At 65.4% G+C, this 15,973-nt stretch carries 12 protein-coding genes; 5 read left to right on the forward strand and 7 right to left on the reverse strand.

The window, feature by feature from the left end; translation table 11 throughout:
• Nucleotides 1-2: 2 nt before the first annotated feature.
• The gene (locus tag MTR72_RS19645; protein ID WP_280971051.1) at nucleotides 3-461 is read right to left on the reverse strand and encodes a tRNA (cytidine(34)-2'-O)-methyltransferase; all 459 of its coding nucleotides are present in this window, start codon (nucleotides 459-461) and stop codon (nucleotides 3-5) included.
• A 275-nt stretch (nucleotides 462-736) separates the two neighbouring features.
• Between MTR72_RS19645 and petA the strand changes: the two genes are divergently transcribed.
• From petA to MTR72_RS19670, 5 genes are all read left to right on the forward strand, one after another.
• A complete protein-coding gene (gene petA / locus MTR72_RS19650; protein ID WP_280965483.1) occupies nucleotides 737-1,267 on the forward strand; it encodes a ubiquinol-cytochrome c reductase iron-sulfur subunit in 531 nt (176 codons plus the stop codon).
• Between the two features lie 62 nt (nucleotides 1,268-1,329).
• Nucleotides 1,330-3,393, forward strand: coding sequence for a cytochrome b/c1 (gene fbcH / locus MTR72_RS19655; protein ID WP_280965481.1), 2,064 nt, complete (start codon nucleotides 1,330-1,332; stop codon nucleotides 3,391-3,393).
• Nucleotides 3,394-3,677: 284 nt separating this feature from the next.
• Nucleotides 3,678-4,352, forward strand: a complete 675-nt coding sequence (locus tag MTR72_RS19660; protein ID WP_280965480.1) for a dienelactone hydrolase family protein — start codon at nucleotides 3,678-3,680, stop codon at nucleotides 4,350-4,352.
• A 305-nt stretch (nucleotides 4,353-4,657) separates the two neighbouring features.
• The gene (locus MTR72_RS19665; RefSeq protein WP_280965479.1) at nucleotides 4,658-6,823 is read left to right on the forward strand and encodes an anthranilate synthase component I; all 2,166 of its coding nucleotides are present in this window, start codon (nucleotides 4,658-4,660) and stop codon (nucleotides 6,821-6,823) included.
• Between the two features lie 152 nt (nucleotides 6,824-6,975).
• Nucleotides 6,976-7,515 carry an adenine phosphoribosyltransferase gene (locus MTR72_RS19670; RefSeq protein ID WP_280965478.1) on the forward strand — a complete coding sequence of 180 codons (540 nt, stop codon included), beginning with the start codon at nucleotides 6,976-6,978 and terminating at the stop codon, nucleotides 7,513-7,515.
• A 116-nt stretch (nucleotides 7,516-7,631) separates the two neighbouring features.
• Here the strand turns inward: MTR72_RS19670 and MTR72_RS19675 are convergent, their stop codons facing one another.
• From MTR72_RS19675 to smc, 6 genes are all read right to left on the reverse strand, one after another.
• Nucleotides 7,632-8,309 carry a hypothetical protein gene (locus tag MTR72_RS19675; RefSeq protein WP_341510847.1) on the reverse strand — a complete coding sequence of 226 codons (678 nt, stop codon included), beginning with the start codon at nucleotides 8,307-8,309 and terminating at the stop codon, nucleotides 7,632-7,634.
• A 60-nt stretch (nucleotides 8,310-8,369) separates the two neighbouring features.
• Complete coding sequence (locus MTR72_RS19680; protein WP_027553825.1) at nucleotides 8,370-9,122, reverse strand: hypothetical protein; 753 nt, start codon at nucleotides 9,120-9,122, stop codon at nucleotides 8,370-8,372.
• A gap of 194 nt (nucleotides 9,123-9,316) precedes the next feature.
• On the reverse strand, nucleotides 9,317-10,525 hold the full coding sequence (locus tag MTR72_RS19685; RefSeq protein ID WP_280965476.1) for a M48 family metallopeptidase: 1,209 nt from the start codon (nucleotides 10,523-10,525) through the stop codon (nucleotides 9,317-9,319).
• A gap of 172 nt (nucleotides 10,526-10,697) precedes the next feature.
• Nucleotides 10,698-11,258 (reverse strand): LemA family protein, encoded by a 561-nt coding sequence (locus MTR72_RS19690; RefSeq protein ID WP_280965475.1) that lies wholly within the window; start codon nucleotides 11,256-11,258, stop codon nucleotides 10,698-10,700.
• Nucleotides 11,259-11,393: 135 nt separating this feature from the next.
• Nucleotides 11,394-12,371, reverse strand: a complete 978-nt coding sequence (locus MTR72_RS19695) for a small ribosomal subunit Rsm22 family protein (protein ID WP_280965474.1) — start codon at nucleotides 12,369-12,371, stop codon at nucleotides 11,394-11,396.
• A 137-nt stretch (nucleotides 12,372-12,508) separates the two neighbouring features.
• Complete coding sequence (gene smc / locus MTR72_RS19700) at nucleotides 12,509-15,973, reverse strand: chromosome segregation protein SMC (RefSeq protein WP_280965473.1); 3,465 nt, start codon at nucleotides 15,971-15,973, stop codon at nucleotides 12,509-12,511.

A 15,973-nucleotide genomic window follows, 5' to 3' on the forward strand; every position in this document is an offset into this window, starting at 1 on the left:
TATCAAACTTGCGGGTTCCGGACCTGCCGCAGCGCTTCGCCTGCGGCCATCGCCGCGGTCATCGCCACATTGAGCGACCGCAGCCCCGGATTGATCGGGATCACCAGCCGCGCATCCGCGGCCTCGACCACCTCGTCAGTGACGCCGGCGCTCTCGCGCCCGAATAGCAGGATGTCGGACGTCTGGTAACGGAAATCGAGATAGTTCGTGGCGCCCTTGGTGGTGAACAGCAGCAGGCGGTAGCCTTGTTCCGTGCGCCAGGCCGAAAATTTCGACCAGGAGTCGTGCCGCGTCACGCTGACATGGTTGAGATAGTCCATTCCCGCCCGGCGGAACAAGCGGTCTGAGACAGGAAAACCGGCGGGTTCGATGATGTGGGCGGCCAACCCCAGGCAGGCGCAGAGCCTGAGAATCGTACCGGTGTTCTGCGGAATGTCGGGCTGGAAAAGTGCTATCTGCATGGGCGTGGCGGCGTCGGTTGCGGGGCGGAAATGTCTCAATAAAACATCGCTCGCCCGGGAATTCGTGCATTGCACGCTTCCGCGCCGATAGCGGGCTTGCGCTCGCCCGGCAAGGGTGCCAATAGAACGATTCTGGACTGCTGTTTCACCCGTTTCGGCGTGGGCAAGCAAAGTTCTGCCGCGGGGGGCCGCGGGCGCCGGCAGCCTGTTCTGGGGACCTTTGGGCGCCCCCTGGGGCGGTTCCACCGGTCGCATAAGAAGAAAGGGTTGGAATCGTGACGACAGCGTCTTCGGCGGATCATCCGACACGCCGTGATTTCCTATTCGTTGCAACGGGGGCAGCGGCCGCAGTGGGGGGCGCAGCAGCGCTTTGGCCCTTCATTTCCCAGATGAATCCGGATGCCTCCACGATCGCCGCCGGCGCGCCGATCGAGGTCGATCTCAGCCCGATCGCCGAGGGCCAGGACGTCAAGGTGTTCTGGCGCGGCAAGCCGATCTACATCAGCCACCGCACCAAGAAGCAGATCGAGGAAGCGCGCGCCGTCAACGTGGCGAGCCTGCCCGATCCGCAGAGCGACGAGGCGCGCGTCAAGTCCGGCCATGATCAATGGCTGGTCGTGATCGGCATCTGCACCCATCTCGGCTGTATCCCGATCGCCCATGAGGGCAATTACGACGGCTTCTTCTGCCCGTGCCACGGTTCGCAGTACGACACGTCCGGCCGTATCCGCCAGGGGCCTGCGCCCGCCAACCTGGCGGTGCCGCCCTACCAGTTCGTCTCCGACACCAAAATTCAGATCGGCTGAGCCTCGGGCCTTCGTCCGAAGCTTCGCGCCGTCACGTCGTTTTATTTCCTCAGGATCGCATCATGAGCGGACCATCCGACTACCAGCCGAGCAATCCGGCACTGCAGTGGATCGAGCGGCGCCTGCCGATCTTTGGTCTCATGCACTCGTCTTTCGTCGCCTATCCCACCCCGCGCAACCTGAACTACTGGTGGACCTTCGGCGCCATCCTCTCCTTCATGCTCGGGATGCAGATCCTGACCGGCGTGATTCTGGCGATGCACTACACGCCCTATGCCGATCTGGCCTTCAAGTCGGTCGAGCTGATCGTGCGCGACGTCAACTATGGCTGGCTGCTGCGCAACATGCACGCCGTCGGCGCGTCGATGTTCTTCTTCGCCGTCTACGTCCACATGTTCCGCGGCCTCTATTACGGGTCGTACAAGCAGCCGCGCGAGGTGCTGTGGATCCTCGGCGTCATCATCTACCTCTTGATGATGGCGACCGGCTTCATGGGCTACGTGCTGCCGTGGGGCCAGATGAGCTTCTGGGGCGCCACCGTCATCACCAACCTGTTCTCCGCCATTCCTTATGTCGGTGAGAGCATCGTGACGCTGTTGTGGGGCGGCTACTCGGTCGGCAACCCGACGCTGAACCGCTTCTTCTCGCTGCATTACCTCCTGCCGTTCCTGATCGCAGGCGTGGTCGTGCTCCACGTCTGGGCGCTGCATGTCGCAGGCCAGAACAATCCTGACGGCGTCGAGCCGAAGTCGGAAAAGGACACGGTACCATTCACGCCGCATGCGACCATCAAGGACATGTTCGGCGTCGCCTGCTTCATGATCCTCTACGCTTGGTTCATCTTCTACATGCCGAACTATCTCGGCGATGCCGACAACTACATCCCGGCGAACCCGGGCGTGACACCGCCGCACATCGTGCCGGAGTGGTACTACCTGCCGTTCTACGCGATCCTGCGCTCGATCCCGAACAAGCTCGCCGGCGTCATCGCGATGTTCTCGGCGATCCTCATCCTGTGCTTCCTGCCCTGGCTCGATAGCGCCAGGACCAGGTCCTCGAAGTACCGTCCGCTGGCCAAGCAGTTCTTCTGGATCTTCGTCGTGGTCTGCCTGCTGCTCGGCTATCTCGGCGCACAGCCGCCGGAGGGCATCTATGTGATCGCCGGCCGCATCCTGACGGTTTGCTACTTCGCCTACTTCCTGATCGTGCTGCCGCTGCTCTCGCGCATCGAGACGCCGCGGCCGGTGCCGAACTCGATCTCGGAGGCGGTGCTTGCCAGGGGCGGCAAGGTGGTGGCTTCCGTCGCTGTTGCGCTCGTTGCTGCGGGTGCGCTGTTCCTCGGCACGTTGCAGGACGCCCGCGCCGCCGAAGGCAACGACAAGCCGCCGGCCAACAAGTGGTCGTTCGCGGGTCCCTTCGGCAAGTTCGACCGCGGCGCGCTTCAGCGCGGGTTGAAGGTCTACAAGGAGGTCTGCGCCAACTGCCACGGCCTGTCCTACGTCGCCTTCCGCAATCTCGCGGAAGCCGGCGGCCCCGGCTATTCGCCGGCGCAGGCGGTGGCGTTTGCCTCGGAATACAAGATCAAGGATGGCCCGAACGATGCCGGTGACATGTTCGAGCGCCCGGGCCGCCCAGCCGACTATTTCCCCTCGCCATTCCCGAACGAGCAGGCGGCTCGTGCGGCGAACGGCGGTGCGGCGCCGCCCGACCTGTCGTTGATCACCAAGGCGCGCTCCTACGAACGCGGCTTCCCCTGGTTCATCTTCGACTTCTTCACCCAGTACCAGGAGCAGGGGCCGGACTACGTCGCGGCTGTGCTTCAGGGCTTCGAGGAGAAGGTGCCGGAGGGTGTGACCATCCCGGAGGGCTCCTACTACAACAAGTACTTCCCGGGCCATGCCATCAAGATGCCGAAGCCGCTCAGCGACGGCCAGGTGACCTATGACGACGGCTCGCCGACCACAGTCGCGCAGTACGCTCACGACGTCACCACCTTCCTGATGTGGACCGCCGAGCCGCACATGGAAGCGCGCAAGCGCCTGGGCTTCCAGGTGTTCGTGTTCCTGATCATCTTCGCGGGCCTGATGTACTTCACCAAGAAGAAGGTCTGGGCCGACTCGCATTGAGCGGCGAAGGCGCGATAAGAATGAAAAAGCCCCCGAGACGGGGGCTTTTTTGTTGCGCGCACTCATGTCCCGGAGGCGGCGCAGCGTGCAACGGTGCGCCCCTGAGCCGGGACCCAGCCTTTCGTGCGTGGCTAGGCCCCGGATCAGCAATGCATCACGCCGCGAAGCGCGGCGCACTGCATTGCATCCGGGGCACGAGAGTGTGTTGTTTGGCGCGATTGCCTATCGCGTGCCCACCGGCCAAAATACCGCCGACCGCCCCCAGAACACCGTCGGAGGACAACATGGGAACCGTCATCACCTTCAAGCGACCGGACGGCAAGGATGCATCGGGCTATCTCGCCAACGCCGCGCGCGGCAATGCGCCGGGCGTGGTCGTGATCCAGGAGTGGTGGGGGCTGTCGGACCAGATCAAGGGTCTGTGCGACCGCTTCGCGTTGGCCGGCTTCGACGCGCTGGCGCCCGATCTCTACAAGGGCAAGGTCGTGCCGTATCACGACACGGAGAGCGCCAACAACGAGATGAACTCGCTCGACTTCATGGATGCCACCACGCAGACGGTGCGCGGCGCCACGCAATATCTGTCGCGCAACGGTGCCAAGGTCGGCTTGACCGGCTTCTGCCTCGGCGGCGCGGTGACCATCATCGGAGCCACGAAAATCCCGGAGCTTGCAGCCGGCGTCGTATTCTACGGCATCCCGCCGGAGCAGGCGGCCAAGCCCGCCGATGTCAAGATTCCGCTCCAGGCCCACTTCGCCAACAAGGACGACTGGTGCACGCCGCAGGTGGTGGATGCCTTCGAAAAGGGCATGAAGGCCGCCGGCAAGTCGCTGGAGCTGTTCCGCTATGACGCCGAGCACGCCTTCGTCAACGAGCAGCGCCAGGCCGTGCACGACCGAGAAGCTGCCGAGCTCGCCTGGGGCCGGGCGGCGGAGTTTTTCAGGAAGCATCTGGGGTAGGGGACGTCTTCGCCAAACCACTTCCTGTGGTTATGGGTCCCGGATCTGCGCTTCGCTTGTCCGGGACGACGAAGTGTAGCCCGGAGACCCGCCCTTGACGCCGCTCCCGCGCCATGGTGTTAGTTCCCCCATGAGCACCGCCGTCCGCCCAGCCCGTCGTTGGTGGCGCACCTCCTAAAGAGGTGGCCGGTGCGATTTCTTTTCTCAAAATCGTCGAAGGTCGCCAACGCAGTGCGGCGGCCTGATCGTTCGTCCTGTGTGGCGTTCCCTCGGCAAGTCTCGTAAGAGGAGCCCAAGAGGATCACATGAACAGGACAGTCTTTGCCCTTCCGGCCAGAAGCGAATATGCGACCCGTGCCGGCCTTGCGATCACGCGCGTGGTGGAGCAGTTCACCGGCGGCGCCAACAGGCTCGACGATCTCATCAGCCTGCTTGATCGCCGCCGCGGCGTAGTGCTGTCCTCGGGCACGACCGTGCCCGGCCGCTACGAGAGTTTTGACCTCGGCTTCTCGGACCCGCCGCTCAAGCTCGAGACGGTCGGCTTCAACTTCACCCTCGAAGCGCTGAACGGGCGCGGGCAAGTGCTGATCGCCTTCCTCGGCGACGTCTTGCGCGAGCCCTGCGTGGTGATCTCCGAGAGGACCGCTTCGCGCCTCGCCGGCCACATCATCCGCGGCGATGCCCCGGTCGAGGAAGACCAGCGCACGCGACGCGCCAGCGTGATGTCGCTGGTGCGCGATCTCATCGCCGCCTTCTCTGCCAATGACGACGCGCTGCTCGGCCTGTTCGGCGCCTTCGCCTACGACCTCGTGTTCCAGATCGAGGACCTCGTGCAGAAGCGCCCGCGCGAACAGGACCAGCGCGACATCGTGCTCTATGTTCCGGATCGGCTGCTTGCCTATGACCGCGCCACCGGCCGCGGCGTGGTCCTGACCTACGATTTCGCCTGGAAGGGCAGGGGCACGGAAGGCCTGCCGCGCGAGACCGCCGACAGCCCTTACCTGAAGACACAACGTCAGGGCTTTGCCGATCACGCGCCCGGCGAATATCAGGCAACGGTCGAGACCGCGCGCGCGGCATTTGCGCGCGGCGATTTGTTCGAGGCGGTGCCGGGGCAGCTTTTCGCAGAACCGTGCGACCGCTCGCCGGCCGAAGTTTTTCAACGCCTCTGCGTCATCAACCCGTCGCCCTACGGCGCGCTGATGAATCTCGGCGACGGCGAATTCCTGGTGTCGGCCTCGCCGGAAATGTTCGTGCGCTCCGACGGGCGCCGCGTCGAGACTTGCCCGATCTCGGGCACCATCGCGCGCGGCACCGATGCGATCGGCGACGCCGAGCAGATCCGCCAGCTCCTGAACTCGGAGAAGGACGAGTTCGAGCTCAACATGTGCACCGACGTCGACCGCAACGACAAGGCGCGCGTCTGTGTCCCCGGCACGATCAAGGTTTTGGCGCGCCGCCAGATCGAGACCTATTCAAAGCTCTTCCATACTGTCGATCACGTCGAGGGTATGCTGCGTCCCGGCTTCGATGCGCTCGATGCGTTCCTCACCCATGCCTGGGCGGTGACGGTGACCGGCGCGCCAAAACTCTGGGCGATGCAGTTCGTCGAGGATCACGAGCGTTCGCCGCGGCGCTGGTACGCCGGCGCAATCGGCGCGGTGAATTTCGACGGCAGCATCAACACCGGCCTCACCATCCGCACCATCCGGATGAAGGACGGTCTCGCCGAAGTGCGCGTCGGCGCGACCTGTTTGTTCGATTCGGACCCCGCCGCCGAAGACCGCGAATGCCAGGTAAAGGCGGCGGCACTGTTCCAGGCGCTGCGCGGCGATCCGCCGAAGCCGCTATCGACCTTCGCGCCCGATGCGACCGGCTCGGGCAAGCAGGTGCTGCTGATCGATCACGATGACAGCTTCGTGCACATGCTCGCCGACTATTTCCGCCAGGTCGGCGCCAGCGTCACCGTGGTCCGCTATGTGCATGCGCTCGACATGCTCAAGCAGAAGAAGTGGGATCTGCTGGTGCTGTCGCCCGGGCCGGGACGGCCAGAGGATTTCGGGATCAAGAAGACGATCGATTCAGCGCTGGAGAAGAAGCTGCCGGTGTTCGGCGTCTGCCTCGGCGTGCAGGCGATCGGCGAATATTTCGGCGGCGAACTCGGGCAGCTCGTCCATCCCGCCCACGGCCGGCCCTCGCGCGTTCAGGTGCGTGGCGGCAGGTTGATGCGCAATCTGCCGAACGAGATCGTGATCGGCCGCTATCATTCGCTCTATGTCGAGCGCGACAGCATGCCGGATGTTCTGAACGTGACCGCAAGCACCGAGGATGGCGTCGCCATGGCGCTGGAGCACAAGACGCTGCCAGTCGCCGGCGTGCAATTCCACCCGGAGTCGCTGATGTCGCTGGGTGGCGAGGTCGGCCTGCGCATCGTCGAGAACGCATTCCGGCTGGATGCGGGGGCGAATTGAGTGCTGTCATTGCGAGGAGCCACCCGGTCCCGCGTTTGGCGGGCCGGATCACAGGCTCCGCGGACGAAGCAATCCAGTTTGTCTCAGCGAACAAGGTCTGGATTGCTTCGCTTCGCTCGCAATGACAGTATGAAGTCTAAAGTGAGACACCAATGACTTTTGACCACGATCTGAAGGCCAGCGTCCGCACGATTCCCGACTATCCCAAGCCGGGGATCATGTTCCGCGACATCACCACGCTGCTCGCCGACGCGCGCGCCTTCCGCCGCGCGGTCGACCAGCTCGTGCATCCCTGGGCCGGCAACAAGATCGACAAGGTCGCCGGCATGGAGGCGCGCGGCTTCATCCTCGGCGGCGCGGTGGCGCACCAGCTCTCCGCCGGCTTCGTGCCGATCCGCAAGAAGGGCAAGCTGCCGCACACCACCGTGCGCATCGCCTATTCGTTGGAGTACGGCATTGACGAGATGGAGATGCATGTCGATGCCGTCGCGCCCGGCGAGCGCGTGATCCTGGTCGACGATCTCATTGCCACCGGCGGCACCGCGGAGGGCGCGGTGAAGCTGCTCCGGCAGATCGGTGCCAATGTGGTCGCCGCCTGCTTCATCATCGACCTGCCCGAGCTCGGCGGCGCCGCCAAGCTGCGCGCCATGGACGTGCCGGTCCGCACGCTGATGACGTTCGAGGGGCACTGAGCGAGACACGGGCGGCCACGATATTGCCCGGGTAAATTCATTCGCTCTCGGCCGCAGAACTCGGTTCACCTCTCCCGGCTGGGGAGAAGTAAAGACCGAGGTCGTCGGACCAGACGTCATCGTACTTGGGACCGCTGCAGGATCAGGCTGAGCTCGAGCTCCCGGAAGGCGAGATAGTTTCGCCGAATCCACTGGTGCAACTCGGTGGACGAATCCTTCTCCTGGCGCAGATAGCCGGTGAAGGAGAAGGTCAGCCGATCGATATAGGTCTTCAGGAAGCCGGGCAGGGCCGGCAGGCGGAACAGCCGGCCGCCTTCCATCGCGGGCGGCAGCTCGCCGCGCACGACATATTCGTTGTCCACCGTGATCAGGTTGATCCGCGGGATTTGGCCGCGCAGCATCTCATGGGCCCGCGCCGAGACGCGGTCGGTGTCGGCAACCAACAGGATCATGGGCGCGACGTGGCGGCGCGCGGCCTCCTTCAACAGGCCGATCTCGTCGGTCATCTTGAAGAACTCGTCAAAGGCGTGGAAGCCGAGGTCGATCACCTTGGCGAGGCCATCATCGACGATGACGCGGTCCATGAGCTGCATCTTGCCGTAGGTGTCGATGACGTCGGCCGTCTCGGTGATCTTCGGCAGGTAATCGAGCAGCGACGGTTCCTTCAGATTGACGTCGAAGGCCGCGACATCGCCGTTCTTGAGCAGCAGGAATTCGCTCAATAGCCGCGCCAGCAGGGTCTTGCCGACCTGCGGGCGGGGCGAGCAGATGATGTAGACGGGCGTCGCGGGCATCGACAGCTATATCAGTCGAATTCACCGCCCAATCCAGCCGCATCCACCCGTGTTGTGCAACTATTTTTCGCTGCTGCGGGCCGCGGGCTTGGAGCCGACGATATCGGTCAGCCGGATGCGGTCGAATTCGCTCCAGACGTTCGCCAGCCAATGCCGGACATAGCCGCGCAGCACGAAGGAGTAGTTTGCGGCCTCGTCGTTCATCCCCTTGTTGGCAACGAACTTCAGGAACGGAACGGACGAAACCTCGACCTGCTCATAGGCCATTTCGTTGAGCTTGGGGATGGTCAGCTCGGTGGCGTCCTTGATGCGGTGGAAATAGGAATTGTAGGTCGACTGGTCCCACTGGAAGAACTGGGTGTCGTTGATGAAGTTCTTCACCAGGAAATACTTTGCGCCGGTCATGAAGCCCGCGGTCTCCGCGATCTCGTCCAGCGAGGCGATCGAGGGGCCGAGGATGTGGAACACTGCGAAGGTGATCTGGCCCGCCTTGGCCGCGTCCAGGAAACCGATATCGCGCAGCGAGGCCAGCGCCGGCGAGAGCAGGCCGGCGCGGACGTCGATCACGGTCACCGACGGGCTCGCCGCGTTGAGCGTGTCGAAGATCTTCATCTGGTCGGCCGTCGTCATCATGTCGACGATCTCGGTGATCTCCGGGTGGAAGCGCTTCAGCGTGCCACGCGGCGACTCCGTGTCGAACGCGCGCGTCGGCACGTTGTTGGCGGAAAAATAATCGAGCAAGGTACGCGACACCGTGGTCTTGCCGACCCCGCCCTTGTCCGCGCCCACCACAACCACTGCCGGCTTTGCCATTGCTGTCCCCTAACGCGTGCCCGCCGATCGCTTGAACGCGATCGGTAAGGCCCCTTGTCTGTTGTTGGGCGCGAACATGGCAGAAACGAGGGAGAATTCAATTCTTTGCAGCAGTGTTGTCGCAAATCCCTGAGTTTTTCCCAATCGCTGTGAATCCGCCGGAGATCGGCCGGGATAAGAGGGGAAATCTCGGCTCAATGCCGGCCCCAAGGACCCACTGGATTGCCGACAGCGGTTCCGGACGGGCCGGGTGCGGGGCCCGGCGCAGCCGCGGTTGGCTTGCCGGAATCGTTCCACGGACCTGTCGGCGACGGCGAGGCGTCCTTCTGGTCGGCCTGGGCCTCGGGCTCTTCGGCCTCGGCGGTAAGCGTCCGCAGCCGGCCGGGGTCATGGCCGCCGGCAAACTTGATCAGCGCGTCGACCCGGGACTTGACCGACGGGTGGGTCGCGAACAGGTCGGCAAAACCCTCGCGGGGATTGTCGACGCAGAGCTCCATCACCGCCGAGGTCGCGCCCGGCAATTCGCCGCGGCCTTCGATCTTGCGCAGCGCCGTGATCATCGCGTCGGGATTCTTCGTCAGCTCCACCGAACCGGCGTCGGCGAGAAATTCGCGCGAACGCGACAGCGCGAGCTTCACCACCTGCGACAACAGCCAGGCCAGCACGATCAGCGCCACCGCGATGATGATGACGATCACCGCGCCGCCGCCGGAACTCTTTCTGTCGCTCGATGACGAGGACGAGCGCGACGAGGAGGATGAGCCCGATGACCATGAGCCGCCGGAGCTCGGGCTCCAGTCGAAGCTCGTGAACAGGCGGAAGAACAGTTCGCCGAAGAAGCCGACCACGCCGGCGATGATGACGGCGACGACCATGAGCTGCACGTCGCCGTTCCTGATGTGGGTCAGCTCGTGACCCAGCACCGCCTCGATCTCCTGGTCGTTCAGCGCTTTGAGGAGACCCGTGGTGACGGTGATCGCATATTGCCGCGGATTGAGGCCGGTCGCGAAGGCGTTCAGCGCCGGGCTCTCCATGATCTTCAGCTTCGGCATCGTGATGCCGCGCGAGATGCAGAGATTTTCGAGGAGATTGTAGAGCCGCGGCTGCTCCTGGCGAGTCACGCTATGGCCGCCGGTCACCGCGTCGATCATCGACTGGTGGAAGAAGTAGGCAATCACGATCCACGCAATCGCCGCGATCGTTGCGAAGGGCGAGGCGACGATCAAGTCGTGGAACGCGCGGCTGAGGTAGAAACTGACGGTCCGATTGCTGTCGAGGACGACTTCGGCAACCAGCGCGCCGGCGAAGACCAGCACGTAGAACAGCAGGAACAGGCCGGCGAGCAGCAGTATCGAACGGAACTTGTTCGAGGCGATATGCGTGTAGAGACCATACGCAGCCATGGCTGTTTCCGTTAGCTCCTCTCAATCGGGGGCACGCTAGCGGCGTGAACCCGGAATCTGGAGCTTAGTGTCTCGATCGAGAGTCCGGGTTCGCGTCACCGACGCGCTCCATTGCGCACTTGCGCAATGACGAATGTGAGAATGTGAGAAGGAGTGCGGGCCACCCGGGCAATCAGAACTTCACCTGCGGCGTCGCCTCGACCTCGGTACGGCTTGCGCCGAGATCGAAGAAATCCTTGCGCGTGAAGCCGAACATGCCGGCGAACAGCGCGGCGGGCATCTGCTGGATGCCGGTGTTGTACTCCTGCACCGCGTTGTTGAAGAAGCGGCGGCTCGCCGCGATCTTGTTCTCGAGGTCGGAGAGCTCGGCGGCGAGCTGCTGGAAATTGGCATTGGCCTTGAGGTCCGGATAGGCCTCCGACAGCGCGATCAGCCGGCCGAGTGCGCCGGAGAGCTGGTTCTCGGCCGCGGAGACCTGCGCCGGCCCCTGCGCCGACATCGCCGAATTGCGCGCCTTGATGACGTCGTCCAGCGTGCCGCGCTCATGCGCTGCGTAGCCCTTCACTGTCTCGACTAGGTTCGGGATCAGGTCGTGGCGCTGCTTGAGCTGCACGTCGATGTCGGCAAAGGCCTGGCCGACGCGCTGGCTCAGCGTCACAAGCCGGTTGTAGGCGCCGAAGGCGAACAGCACGAGGACGACGATAACGCCGAGAACGATCCAGCCGGTCGACATGGAGAACTCCTGAAGGGGATTGAGGCGGGCAGGGTAAACCAAAACGGCGCCGGACGGCAGGCCGGCGCGGAGGGGAGGTAAGCCTTGGTCGGACGTGGACCCGTCCGAGTTCAATGGAAAAAGCGCAGAACGGCGTTAACTTTCGGACATGACGCCATCGCCCCAGCGCCAGCGCCGGGCGCTCGCATAAGCGGCCTTGTCGCGCCGCGGCACCTTCGTGATGGCAAGGCCGTTTGGAGTGCAGAGCTTTGCCGTGATCTCGGCCTTGCCGACGTCAGGCGGCGCCAGTACGCGTGTGGCGCGCCCCGCGGGCGGCGCGCGGGTCAGTGCCACGTAGATGAACCGCTCGTCCTCGAACGGCACCTCGGCGCCCTTGATCTGCCGGTGCGCCTGCGAGCGCGGCAGGCGTTGGGAGAAATGGCACCAGTCGGGCGCGGTGAGCGGACAAGGCTTTTCGTGCGGGCAAGGAGCCGCGACATAGGCGCCTGCCGTGATCAGGTGCTGGCGCAGCGCGAGGATGCGGGCGTAGCCGGCCGGCGTGCCGGGCTCGATCACGACCAGCGCATGGCGCGCCTTTGCCCACATGGCTTCCGTAAGCGCACGCTGATCGCTCTCAGCGAGCTCGCCAATGACGTAGCTGGCGATGACGATGTCGGCGGGCGGGACCTCTGCGAGGTTGGTTCCGGCGTCGCCCGACAGGTAGCGGCAATCCGCCAGACGCGCGCTGTCGCCGGCGAGCTCGAGCGCCAGCCGGCTTAGCGTGGCGTTGGCATCGAGCAGGGTGAAGTCTTGCAGTGAAGGAAAGGCCTCCGCAGCGGCCCAGCTCGCAGTGCCCGGGCCTGCGCCGACGTCGAGCAGGATTTCGGGAGCCAAGTCCGGCACGATCGCGGTCAGCGCGTTCAGGCTTGCGGCGACGGCGGCGTAGGTCGCCGGCATCCGCGCCAGCGCGTAGGCGAGCGCATCGGCCTCGGACTTGATCGTGCCCGAGCCGCCGCCCGCGCGATAGGTGCTGGAGATCTGCGACGACCGTCGTGCCGCATCGCTGCGGGAAAAGCCCTGGAGCTTGCCGTCGAGCGCGGCTTTCAGTTCAGCGGGAAGCGTGGGCGAGATCATTTTCCACCGTCATGCCCTGTGCAGGCGGGGCATCCAGTACTCCGAGGCAGCGCCGGTCAATTGAGGAGAAGCCGCAGCGTACTGGATCATCCGCCTGGGCGGATGATGACGTCAATGGTTGTGGAGCGACCGCAGTCTCACGCCACGTTCTGATCGAGGATCTCCACCGCCTCTTGCAGGCTCACCGACACGAGCTGCGAGACGCCGCGCTCGGCCATGGTGACGCCGAACAGCCGGTTCATCCGCGCCATGGTGATCGGGTTGTGCGTGATGATGATGAAGCGCGTGTCGGTCGAGCCGGTCATCTCGTGCAAGAGGTTGCAGTAGCGCTCGACGTTGTGATCGTCCAGCGGTGCGTCGACTTCGTCCAGCACGCAGATCGGCGAGGGGTTGGTGAGGAACACGGCGAAGATCAACGCCATCGCCGTCAGCGCCTGCTCGCCGCCCGAGAGCAGCGACAGCGTCTGCGGCTTCTTGCCCGGGGGCTTTGCGATGATCTCGAGGCCGGCCTCCAGCGGATCGTCGCTCTCGATCAGGTGCAGCGCCGCCTCGCCGCCGCCGAACAGCTCGACGAACAGGCGCTTGAAGTGGTTGTTGACCACCTCGAACGAGGTGAGGAGCCGCTCGCGGGCTTCCTTGTTGAGGCTCTGGATGCCCTGGCGCAGCCGCTTGATGGCCTCGACGAGGTCGTCGCGCTCGGTAACGAGGCCGGTGTGCTGGCCCTCGACTTCGCGCAGCTCTTCCTCGGCGCGCAGGTTGACCGCGCCCAGGCGCTCGCGGTCGCGGCGCATCTTTTCGAGATCTTCCTCGATCTCGTGCAGCGGCGGCAGCTCGGCACCGGGCTCGATCTCGGCGAGGCCGGCGACGGCCTGCGGCTCGACTTCCAGCATGTCGCGGATTTCGCGCTCGATGTCCTCGAGTCGGCGCCGTGCGCCTTCCATGCGCTCCTCGGCGCGGGCGGTGGCCTCACGCGAGCTCGACAGCGCCTCGAGCGTCAACTTCGCGACACGATCCGTCTCCGCCATCGCGGTTTCCGCGGCGGCGAGCGCGTCGGCGGCGATGCGGCGGTCGTTCTCGGCATATTCGATCTCGGTGATCAGCGCGCTGCGCTTCTCGGCGAACACGGCCGGCGCGTTTTCGAGATCGCTGCGCTCGATCGAGACTTCGGTGATGCGGGCCTGGATGGTGTCGATGTGGGAGGCTGCGCTGCCCTTGCGGTTCTGCCACTCGGTGCGCTCGGCGAGGATCGCCTGCACGCGGCGGTCGGCGAGCTCGGCCTCGCGCGCCAGCGCCTGCGCCTCGGCGCGGACCTGGGCAGCCATGCGGCGATGGCCCTCGATGTCGCTGCGGACGGCGGCGAGCCGGGTTTCGGTGTCTTCGCTCGACGGCAGCTCGGTGATCGCGGCCGCGGCATATTCGTGTGCGGCTTCGGCCTCGGCGCGATCGGCCGCAAGGCGGCTGTGCGCTTCGATGAGCGCCGACTTGCGGGCGGAGTGACGATTGATCTCGCGTTCGGTCGTGGCATGGCGCTCGCGCGCGGCGTTGAGCTCGCGCTGCGCGGCGCGCCAGGCTTCGCGCGAGGCGCCTTCGGTGCTCGCGGCCATCTGCAATTCGGCTTCGGCATTCTCCAGCGCCTGACGCTTGATCTGCGCATCGATACGGGCCTGCTCCAGCTCGTTCTCGATGTCGACGAGGCGCGCGCGTTCGGCAAGACGCCGCGCGGCGCCGGTCGGCGCGTGAGCCGCCGCGACAAAGCCGTCCCAACGCCAGACGTCGCCTTCGGGCGAGACCAGCCGCTGGCCGGTCTTGAGCTGCGACACCAGCTCGGCGCCGCGCTCGCGCGGCACCACGCCGATCTGCGCCAGGCGGCGCGCCAGTTCGGCTGGCGCCTGCACATGGTTGGCGAGCGGCACGACGCCGTCGGGCAGCGCCGGATCGCCTTCGGTGACGCCGGCATTGGTCCAGCGCATCGGCGCCGACGGATCGACCGGCGCATCGAGATCGTCGCCAAGCGCGGCGCCGATCGCCTTTTCAAAGCCCTTGTCGACGGTGATGCCGTCGATGATCGGCGGCCACAGGTTCTTGGTCTCGCCGTTGACGATCTTGGAGATCGTGCGCGCCTCGGTCTCGAGCCGCTGTACCCGCTTGTCGGCCTCATTCAGCGGCGAGCGCGAGGATTCCAGCGTCTGGCGCGCGGCGACGTGGGCGGCTTCGCTCGCTTGGGCAGCGGCTTCCGAAGCTGCAAGCGTCTGTTCCGCGTTCTCGACCGCCGCGGTCAGCTCGTCGAGATCGCCGAAACCGCCGGTCTCCTCCGCGAGCTTCTGCTCCTCGGCCGCGACATTGGCGATCTCCTGGTCGAGCCGGGCGAGCTTGTCGCGATGGGTGCGGACGTTGGCCTCTAATTGGTTGCGCTTGGCAGTGAGGTCGGCGAGCGAGGTGGTGAGTTCGGCGAACTGCTGCTCGACTTCGGCGAGCGTCGCCTCAGCCTCTGACACGCGCTCATCGACGCCGGAGCGCTTCTCGACGCGCGACTTGATCTCTTCCTTCAGCTCGGCGTCTTCGGTGTCGAGCCGCTGCAGCGCGACGTCCGCATCCATGGTCTGCTGCTGGGCGCGGGCTATATCGCCCTCGAACTGCGTCAGCCGGCGCTCGAGCTCGGCGACGCGCTCCTTGGCGCGCTCTTCCTCGCGGTCGAGCATCTCGCGGGCATTGGTCAGCCGCTGCAGGCCGGCCGCGGCACGCGCTTCCGCATCGCGCAGCGCCGGCATCTCGGCAGCCCGGATCGCCTGGATGCGGGCGGCTTCCGCCTGATGCTGGGTGCGCTCGGCCATCTCGCGCACGGCGAGATCATGGGTCTGGCCGGAATCGTTGACCTCGGCATGGGCCGCGATCCAGCGCAGATGGAACAGCGTGGCCTCCGCCTTACGGACCTTCGCCGCGACCTCGCGATAGCGCACGGCCTGGCGGGCCTGCTTCTTCAGGCCTTCCATCTGGCCGGAGAGCTGGCCGATCACGTCCTCGACGCGGGTGAGATTGGTTTCGGCGGCCTTCAGCCGCAGCTCGGCCTCGTGGCGGCGGGCGTGCAGGCCGGCGACGCCGGCGGCGTCCTCCAGCACGCGGCGGCGCTGCTCGGGCTTGGCCTGGATGATCTCGCCGATCTTGCCCTGGTGGACGAGGGCCGGCGACCGCGCGCCGGTGGCGGCGTCGGCGAACAGGATCTGCACGTCGCGGGCGCGGACGTCGCGGCCGTTGATGCGATAGACCGAGCCCGCCTCGCGTTCGATGCGGCGGGAGATCTCCAGAAGCTGGCTGTCGTTCATCGCCGCCGGCGCGGTGCGATCGGCATTGTCGATCGTCATCGTCACTTCGGCGTGGTTGCGCGCCGGGCGGTTGCCGGAGCCCGCGAAGATCACCGCATCCATGTCAGCGGCGCGCAGCGATTTGTGCGAGGTCTCGCCCATCGCCCAGCGCAGCGCTTCGACGAGGTTCGACTTGCCGCAGCCGTTGGGTCCGACCACGCCGGTCAGGCCGGCCTCGATCACGAAGTCGGTGGGCTCAACGAACGACTTGAAGCCATGAAGGCGCAGGCGAGTGATCTTCAT

It is taken from the genome of Bradyrhizobium sp. ISRA442, from assembly GCF_038085055.1.
Taxonomy (GTDB): domain Bacteria; phylum Pseudomonadota; class Alphaproteobacteria; order Rhizobiales; family Xanthobacteraceae; genus Bradyrhizobium.